Origin of the sequence: Streptococcus sp. E17BB, assembly GCF_041807725.1 — a bacterium.
In the GTDB taxonomy this organism is placed as follows: domain Bacteria; phylum Bacillota; class Bacilli; order Lactobacillales; family Streptococcaceae; genus Streptococcus; species Streptococcus entericus.
The window spans coordinates 1-7,925 of sequence record NZ_JBGTZC010000056.1; the positions used below are offsets into that span (position 1 = coordinate 1).

Annotated in this window: 6 protein-coding genes and 3 pseudogenes; 1 reads left to right on the forward strand and 8 read right to left on the reverse strand. The window is 43.7% G+C overall.

Annotated features, from left to right (window positions below):
- Positions 1-610: pseudogene (locus ACERC7_RS10025) on the forward strand (transposase); the annotation flags it as partial.
- 85 nt (positions 611-695) lie between these two features.
- Here ACERC7_RS10025 and ACERC7_RS10030 read toward each other — a convergent pair.
- From ACERC7_RS10030 to ACERC7_RS10065, 8 genes and pseudogenes are all read right to left on the reverse strand, one after another.
- Positions 696-1,745 (reverse strand): annotated as a pseudogene (locus ACERC7_RS10030) (PTS sugar transporter subunit IIC).
- A gap of 104 nt (positions 1,746-1,849) precedes the next feature.
- Positions 1,850-2,845, reverse strand: a pseudogene (locus ACERC7_RS10035) (branched-chain amino acid aminotransferase); the annotation flags it as partial.
- A 140-nt stretch (positions 2,846-2,985) separates the two neighbouring features.
- Entirely contained in the window at positions 2,986-3,801 is an 816-nt protein-coding gene (locus tag ACERC7_RS10040) for a metal ABC transporter permease (RefSeq protein ID WP_373659625.1), read from the reverse strand.
- Positions 3,791-4,495: a metal ABC transporter ATP-binding protein gene (locus ACERC7_RS10045; RefSeq protein WP_373659624.1), complete on the reverse strand. Its 705-nt coding sequence runs from the start codon at positions 4,493-4,495 to the stop codon at positions 3,791-3,793. The genes ACERC7_RS10040 and ACERC7_RS10045 overlap by 11 nt, the downstream gene beginning before the upstream one ends.
- Entirely contained in the window at positions 4,492-4,941 is a 450-nt protein-coding gene (locus ACERC7_RS10050; RefSeq protein ID WP_373666852.1) for a zinc-dependent MarR family transcriptional regulator, read from the reverse strand. The genes ACERC7_RS10045 and ACERC7_RS10050 overlap by 4 nt, the downstream gene beginning before the upstream one ends.
- Positions 4,942-5,074: 133 nt before the next feature.
- Positions 5,075-5,926 carry a 4-(cytidine 5'-diphospho)-2-C-methyl-D-erythritol kinase gene (gene ispE / locus ACERC7_RS10055; protein ID WP_373666853.1) on the reverse strand — a complete coding sequence of 284 codons (852 nt, stop codon included), beginning with the start codon at positions 5,924-5,926 and terminating at the stop codon, positions 5,075-5,077.
- 75 nt (positions 5,927-6,001) lie between these two features.
- On the reverse strand, positions 6,002-6,352 hold the full coding sequence (locus ACERC7_RS10060) for a hypothetical protein (protein ID WP_373659620.1): 351 nt from the start codon (positions 6,350-6,352) through the stop codon (positions 6,002-6,004).
- On the reverse strand, positions 6,333-7,619 hold the full coding sequence (locus ACERC7_RS10065; protein WP_373666854.1) for a DUF1576 domain-containing protein: 1,287 nt from the start codon (positions 7,617-7,619) through the stop codon (positions 6,333-6,335). The genes ACERC7_RS10060 and ACERC7_RS10065 overlap by 20 nt, the downstream gene beginning before the upstream one ends.
- Positions 7,620-7,925: the final 306 nt, after the last annotated feature.

Genomic DNA, 7,925 nt, shown 5'->3' on the forward strand with positions numbered 1-7,925 from the left:
CCTTATTACGACATCGCTAAGAAACTATTTCCAAATGCGAAAATCGTTCTCGATCGTTTCCACATTGTCCAGCATATGAGCAGGGCAATGAACAGGCTACGTGTTCAGATAATGAACCAGTTTGACAGAAAGTCTCACCAGTATCGGGCTCTCAAACGCTACTGGAACCCTCGCTCTCTCGTTTTCAAGCTCGGGCTAAACTAGTCCACTGGACTAGTTTACTCCAACAAGACAGTCGTAAACTCAGCGATAAACGCTTTTATCGCCCAACTTTTCGCATGCACTTGACTAATCAGGAGGTTGTCACTAAACTGCTCGGCTATTCTCAAGAGCTAAAAGAACACTACGAACTTTATCAACTGCTCCTGTTTTATTTTCAAGAAAAGCAAGCNCAGACAGTTTTTAGAACATTTTTGAAGGGTAGGGACAAGATTGTCAATGCCTTGGAATTGCCCTACTCTAACGCTAAACTAGAGGCGACAAACAACCTTATCAAGGTCATTAAACGGAATGCCTTTGGTTTCAGAAACTTTGAAAAGACAAAACTCGCATTTTCATTGCCATAAACATAAAACGAGAGAAGACAAGAACTGTCCTCTCTCGGTGTTAAGTGGGTCAACCCACTACAGTTGACAAAGAGCCCAAAAACCTGCTCCAATTTTTGAGCAGGTTTCTTGCTTATTAACAAGGATAGCTTATTTTTCAAAGATGAAAATATCATCTGAGTAAAGCTTGAAAACGTTAAGGCAAAGGTAATGGCAAAGATATGCTACTGCAAATGGAATGACAAACCAGATGATAATCATCATCGCAATCTCTGTTGTCCCAAGCGAAGCCAGCGGTCGCTGGTGTCCCAATAACATTGAATAGAGGAACAGACAGAGCACTCACAGCAGCTGTCGCCAGAATAGGAAGCAGCATGATTGGATTGGCAGCCACATTTGGCATCATCATCTTAGTCGCGCCAAGCAAAATGGCAGCTGGAACTCCTGCTTTATTCTTACGCGCAGTTGCGAGAGCAAGGTAGGTTGACGTTGCAGCGACACCAATGGCTGCAGCTCCTGCTGACAGGCCTGTTAAAGCGATAGCCACTCCAATCCCAACGGTTGAAATTGGGGTCACAATAAGAACCGCAAAGGACATCGCAATCAGTACGCTCATCAGAACAGGTTGGAGGACGGTAAAGCTATTGATTGCTTGACCAATCAGTGTGGTCACCTGAGAGACGTAAGGCAACATCAACCAGCCCGGATAGCCAACACCAATTCCAACAATTATAGGAAGTAAAACAATAGTCAAAGAGCCTAGACGATTGCCAACCCATTTTGCCAAAAGAATCGCTAGGGTTGCTGTAATCATCATATTGATAATGTCACCTAATCCGCGTAGCTGAAACAACCCAACTGCTTCTAAGGCTTTGCCTGATTCCTGAACGATATCAAAGAAACGCCACGTCCAAGCACCAGAACCTATATAAGCTGCACTGCCACCTGCTGCATGCTGGTCAATTTAAAATTCTCAGCAATAAGAAACCCTGCCATAATCGGAAGAACATACTGGAAGATCACCAAAATACGGCTAAGGTCTATCAGCCATTCTGCTGCAGGTAAATATTTAATCAGGTTCGCCAGAATGGCATTTGGCAAGAGACTGACGATGATGGCGGTTGCTGTGCCTGAGAGAATTTTCGCAACAAAGGATTTGAATGTCTCTGTCTGCATTGCAGTTGATTGTTGTGTTGTCATAAAAACTCCTTAAATCATGTTGTTCGAAATATTTTTTTATTTGAAATATTCTGACTTATTTAACTAAAATCTTGATTGACAACCGCAAAGGTTGCCAATCTGATCTAGTATTCAACCGTCTGAATCCAACCGTCTGGGGCTGGTATGTCTCCATAGTGGATACTCGTCAGTTCGTCGTAAAGACGTTTTATCATTGGACCAACTTCTGTTTCTGAGTGAAACACTTGTTTCTTATCACCGATGGTAATCGAACCAATTGGTGTGATGACCGCAGCAGTTCCACACGCCCCTGCCTCGACAAAATCAGCCAACTTGTCAATATAGACATCGCCTTCAACAGCCTTTAACCCCAGTCGCTCTTCAGCTAAAGTCATCAAGGAATATTTGGTAATACTTGGCAGGATAGAGTCCGATTTTGGCGTCATAAATGTCCCATCAGCGGTAATCCCAAAGAAATTAGCCGCTCCGACTTCTTCGATTTTTGTTTTCGTTGCCGGATCCAGATAAATGGCATCAGCGTAACCTTGTTGTTTAGCCAATTTTCCAGGATAGAGGCTGGCCGCGTAATTTCCAGCAACCTTGGCCGCACCTGTACCTCTGGGAGCTGCGCGGTCATAGTCACTAACCAAGAAGTGAGCTGGAGCTAAACCACCTTTGAAATAGGCCCCAACTGGTGTCACAAAAATAGAAAATAGGTACTCTGTTGCAGGTGCTACGCCCACAGTGTCTCCAATTCCCATCAAAAACGGACGAATATAGAGTGAAGCTCCTGTACCATAAGGTGGTACCCATTCAGCATTGGCCTTGACAACTTCATGAACAGCACGAATAAAGTCTTCTTCTGGGTAGGGCTCCATGAGTAAGCGTTCTGCAGAACGTTTCATGCGCTTAGCATTTTCATCGGGACGAAACAGCTGAATCTTGCCATCTTTCGTACGATAGGCTTTCAACCCTTCGAAACAAGTCTGACCGTAGTGAAACACGTTAGATGCCTCACTGATCGTTATCTGCTTGTCCGTTTCAATAGCACCCTCGCTCCACTTGCCGTCTTTATAATAAGCTCTAAATTTTTTACCCGTATCAATATAGCCAAACCCTAAAGTTGATCAATCTATCGTCTCTACATTCATGACATCTCTCCTTTCGGGATAAGTTTTTACTATTATACCTAATTTTTTTGAGGTTTGTCTAGTATTTTTTCTGAAAATTTTTCAAAAAAACAGCCTAAAACAGGCTGAAGTCAATGTGATTTGGCCACAAGATTAAGTAAACTGGTCACCAAAAACATACCGATAAAAATCATGGTAATCGTTGCGCTAGCAGGTGTCTCCCACCAATAGGACATGAAAATGCCTGACACCATGCCGACAAAGCCAATACCGATGCCGTAGATAATCACTGAACGAAAAGATTTACCCAAACGCATCGCAATTGAAGCCGGTAAAACCATGATGGTTGAAACCAAAAGCGCTCCTGCTGCTGGAATCATCAAAGCAATGGCTACTCCCGTCAAAATATTAAAGGCAATAGACATCAAGCGAACTGGCAATCCGTCAACAAAGGCCGTATCTTCATCAAAGGTCAGTAAGTACATGGGACGAATAAAGAGAAAGGTCAAGATCAGAACAGCCAGCGCAATCACAAACAAAGCAATGACTTGCTCTTGACTGATGGTAATAATTGACCCAAACAGGTACTGATCCAAACTAACTGCCGAAGTCCCTTGAGCCTTACTCATGATCATCAAGGACAGCGCCAAGCCTAAGGACATTAAAATAGCTGTCGAAATTTCCATATAGTGCTTGTAGACAGTTCTGAGGTATTCTAATACAATAGCAGCTAAAGTTACCACTACAATCGTTGTCCAGGTTGGATTGATACCAAGCAATACCCCGACGGCAACACCTGCCAAGGAAACGTGGCTCAGGGTATCGCTCATCAAACTTTGCCGTCTGAGAATAAGAAAAATTCCCAAAATCGGTGCAAAAACGCTAATGGCAACAACTGCTAGCAGGGCGCGTTGCATAAAGTCATAAGCCAAAACATCAGTGAACATGACCGCCCTCCTTGTTATCATGGATATTAAAACACCGCCATGGTAGGTCTTGGTTGCGCACGAGATGAATGTTCCTGTCGGCGTAGCCCTTGACTTCGTCTGGGTCATGAGTGATCATCAGCACTGCTTTTCCATGTTCCTTGGCATTATGGTGCATGAGGTCATAAAAAGTCTGAGTCGTCCCTGCATCCATCCCTGTGGTTGGTTCATCAAGGACAAAAACATCAGGGTCAGAGGCGAAGAGACGTGCAATAACAGCTCGCTGCTTTTGCCCACCGCTCAAGCTACCGATACGCTTGTCTCGATTCTCCCACATGCCGACAGATTCTAAACTTACCCTAATATGTTCCTCGTCATGGTCTGTCAATCGTGAAAACCAGCCTCGACGCGGGTAACGACCAGAGGTGACAAACTCATAGACCGTGCTGGGAAACCCTGCATTAAAGCTGGCAATTTGCTGTGGTAAATAGCCGATACGGAGTTTCTGACCTGTAACGTTTGTTTTGGCAAGCGTCACCTGACCTGATCTTGGCGTTAAAATGCCCAAAGTCGCCTTAATCAGGGTTGATTTTGCAGCACCATTTTCACCTGTTAGGGTAACAAATTCACCGCTATCCAAGTGGTAAGCCACTTCTTGTAAAACAGGTTCGGCATCATACTGAAAAGCTAGATTTTCAACGGTGATATACCTCATTGACCACCGTCCAATCCTTTAGATAATCCCTCCAAGAATCTCTCGATAACGCCCTGTTCATCTGCTGAAAAAGCCGACAATACCTCATCATACACCTGAACAGTATGGTCATGGTGGTGCTCATGTTCTACCGCAATAGGCATCGCCAAATCAGTTAGTTCAAAGTAAGTCACACGGCCATCTGTCTGGTCTTTGATTGACTCTAGCATGCCCGCAGCAATCAGAGCCTTGACGGCCTTGGTCACCGCTGCTTGACTGACGCTAAGCTCTCTGGCTAGGTCAGAATTCGTTAGCCGTTCCTTTGCCAATAACATCAGGATATGTTCCTGTGTATTGGTCAATCTGACGTCACTTTGGCAGGACCCAATCAACAATTCATGCTGATTTTCTGCTGTCAATAAAACCTTGTAAATCAACTGGTCTAAACGCTGGGCTAGTCTTGTCATAAACCACCTCTTTCTTTCACTTTACTGGTTAATTTTAACACAATTCAAGAGTGGAGGCAAGTTTTTGGTTACTGGCTAGAGATAGTTCAGTAAACATTAAAAGAGGCTAGCGCCTCTTTACCAGATGAAAAAACTAGCTCAACGTCCTTACCTTGTAGACCTCCTTACAAAAGCCTTTCATAGCGTTGTAAACTCGGTCCGCTCGCTTAGCGGTCGGACATAGGGCAAAAACTGTCGGTCCAGAGCCTGACATCAAGGCGATGTCTGCTCCAGCAGCTAACATGCGGTCTTTTATGGTTTGGATAAAGGGACACTTCATGATGGTAATGTCTTCCAGCGAATTACCCATACAAGACAGCATGGCGTCATAATCGCTCGTCAGCATAGCTTTTTTTAACCCTGCGATATCTACCCGTGTGATGTTATCAACGTCAATCTCTTTGAAAATCTTCCGTGTAGAGACCCCAAAGTCAGGTTTGACCAGGACTACCCAAGAGGACAGGCTGGCAGATAAGGGTTCAACCACATCTCCCTTACCTGCGATGTAAGCGCAGCCTGCTTCTAAGCAATATGGCACATCACTACCAATAGCAAACCCCAGCTCAATTAACTCTTGTTTACTAAGGTTTAATTGCCAGAGCTTATCAAGAGCGCGTAAGGTAGCTGCGGCATCGCTTGAGCCGCCACCTAGACCTGCACAGATTGGGATTCGCTTTTCTAAGTCAATAGTAACGCCTTGTTTAATACCGTAGCGGGCTCTGATGAGCTCTGAAGCCTTTACCACATCGTTTTTGGCATTGTGGGGCATGCGGTTGCTGTTTGATGTCATGACAACCTGATCATCTGATCGTTCTGTGACGGTCACATAGTCATTGAGGTCAACACTGAGCATAATCATCTCCAGTTCATGATAACCGTCATCACATTTGCCGCAAATATCTAAGCCTAAATTTATCTTAGCTGGTGCTTTTTCAATGATTGTCATGGGTTTCTCTTTTCACCATCTCCTGTTTATGTTGCACGCAGAAACCTGAAACGCTAATCAGGTTATTTAGACGTGTCAATGTTCTTCAAACCGCCAAATCAAGAGCGACAAGCGACCATTTTCAAACTGGCCTTCCGCTCGGTCGATAGCCTTGCCTAAAAAGGTATAATCATGCTCATGATTATGACAATTGCTTCCTAGCAAGGCATTGTAATACTCATCAACTTCCAATTGACGTTCCGTATTGAGGTCTGAAACCAATTTCTTAAAACTCACAGGCTCGACTGTGGTCTCTGCTTCAAGGTGGAGCCTAAACACACCTTCTGTAAAACTAAATTCCATCTTGAAATCATTGAGGTCATTATCTAAAAAGTAACTGACAATTTCTTTCATGATTCGTGTGCATTTATTTTTTTCCGTTAACATGTCCTTTATCCTTTAGCCAGAGTGTTTTATGGTCTTGCAGGGTATCAATCAAAGGCGCTAATACCGCAGCGACAAAACCTGTTGAAAATCCATTATTGTATAAACTCAGCCCTTGATGCAAAGCCAAGACCGTTGATGATAAATTGTAGTGAAGAAAACCAGCGACCAGACCGTAGAACCAGCCATAAAATCCAGCAATCGGACTTAATCCTGTGCTAAAAAGAAACGGGAGGGCAAAGCGTATCTCGTTTAAGGGCTGGTTGAGCAAGACACTGGCCAAAACGACCCCTAAGCCAACAGGAAGAGCGTTTAGAGGGTGTTTCCCAAAGGCACTGAACCCCAATATCGTCAAAAATCCACCTAAAATAGGACCATTGAGCCGGACACCGAAAACTAACAGACAACCTAAAAATAAGCTACTGGTCAAGCACATGTTAAGCAGTGTCGGGTAAAGTCCAAACTTTGTCACAAAATCATCTGGAACCCGCCCTGTACTTTTTATCAGAGCAGAATAGCCTGCGGCAGCTTTTAACAAATGGCGAAGCAAAAACACCAGTAAAAACCCAATAATCAATAGCCAATAACCTAGTATGTAGGTATGGTAACCATCGCTGATTAACACACGTGTTTCGACTGGTAGCTGAAAATAAGGAAATAGCAAGACCAAAAACATGGTCATCAACCCTGTTGTAAAACCGTAGTTATATAAGGTCAATCCATGGTGAAATTTCAAAAACTCCTCCGCCAATGCAGGTGCCATAAAACCAAGTATCAGACCAACAGCCAAGGCAATACAAGCAGACCCAAAAGAGAGACCGTTTTGAAAGGCCAAGTAAGAGACGACGGGTGCCATCGATGTTGCAAACAAACTAACGGTCGTATAGAGTTTAAAGGATTGTTTGGTAAATTTAGCATACAGCACCATTCCGCCAATCAGGGGAAGAACATTCAGTAGGTTGGTGCCAAAAAAAGCATGTCCTGCAAAAATGCCAACAGCACCAATCTGCAAACCATTGACATTGGAACGTTCATTACGGCTCATCAGATAATGCGCTAGGAAAAAATGCCCTGCGACATTGGCAAAAGTAGCCGAAAGTCCACCGACCGCAAAAAAATCAGTCATGAGTTGCGTTGGATTAGTTAAAATAGCCAATAATCCCTGCCACAGTTGACCGCTATCAGGCATGAGAAGAGCGTAAGCGAAGGTTAGAATTCCTAAGACGAGTATCGCACGCTTACGCTCAATGTGTTGCTTTTTTACTGTCATAACCTCTCCTTTAATCACTTTTCTTTATTTTATCATAAAATAATCAGCTTGAAAACGATTGACAACTCTGAACCTTATGACGAGAATATCCCACAACAACGCAACTACTCATCGAACGTCCACTGATCGAACAATAACAGGAAAGAGCGGGTTGGTCAACTCCTAAAAAGCAATGCTGACTCCCGCTCTTTTGTGGCTCTATAATTTCTGTAGTGGGTAAATCCACCATGGAGATTATAGAGCCTTTTGAGTGTAGAAAAAAAGTTCCATATGACCTACAATGAAAAGTGCTTAAACAACTCATTA

Bases quoted from the DNA above. Each gene is read 5' to 3' on its own strand.
- ACERC7_RS10040 (WP_373659625.1), bottom strand. From the start codon at position 3,801: ATGTTCACTGATGTTTTGGCTTATGACTTTATGCAACGCGCCCTGCTA.
- ACERC7_RS10045 (WP_373659624.1), bottom strand. From the start codon at position 4,495: ATGAGGTATATCACCGTTGAAAATCTAGCTTTTCAGTATGATGCCGAA.
- ACERC7_RS10050 (WP_373666852.1), bottom strand. From the start codon at position 4,941: ATGACAAGACTAGCCCAGCGTTTAGACCAGTTGATTTACAAGGTTTTA.
- ispE (WP_373666853.1), bottom strand. From the start codon at position 5,926: ATGACAATCATTGAAAAAGCACCAGCTAAGATAAATTTAGGCTTAGAT.
- ACERC7_RS10060 (WP_373659620.1), bottom strand. From the start codon at position 6,352: ATGTTAACGGAAAAAAATAAATGCACACGAATCATGAAAGAAATTGTC.
- ACERC7_RS10065 (WP_373666854.1), bottom strand. From the start codon at position 7,619: ATGACAGTAAAAAAGCAACACATTGAGCGTAAGCGTGCGATACTCGTC.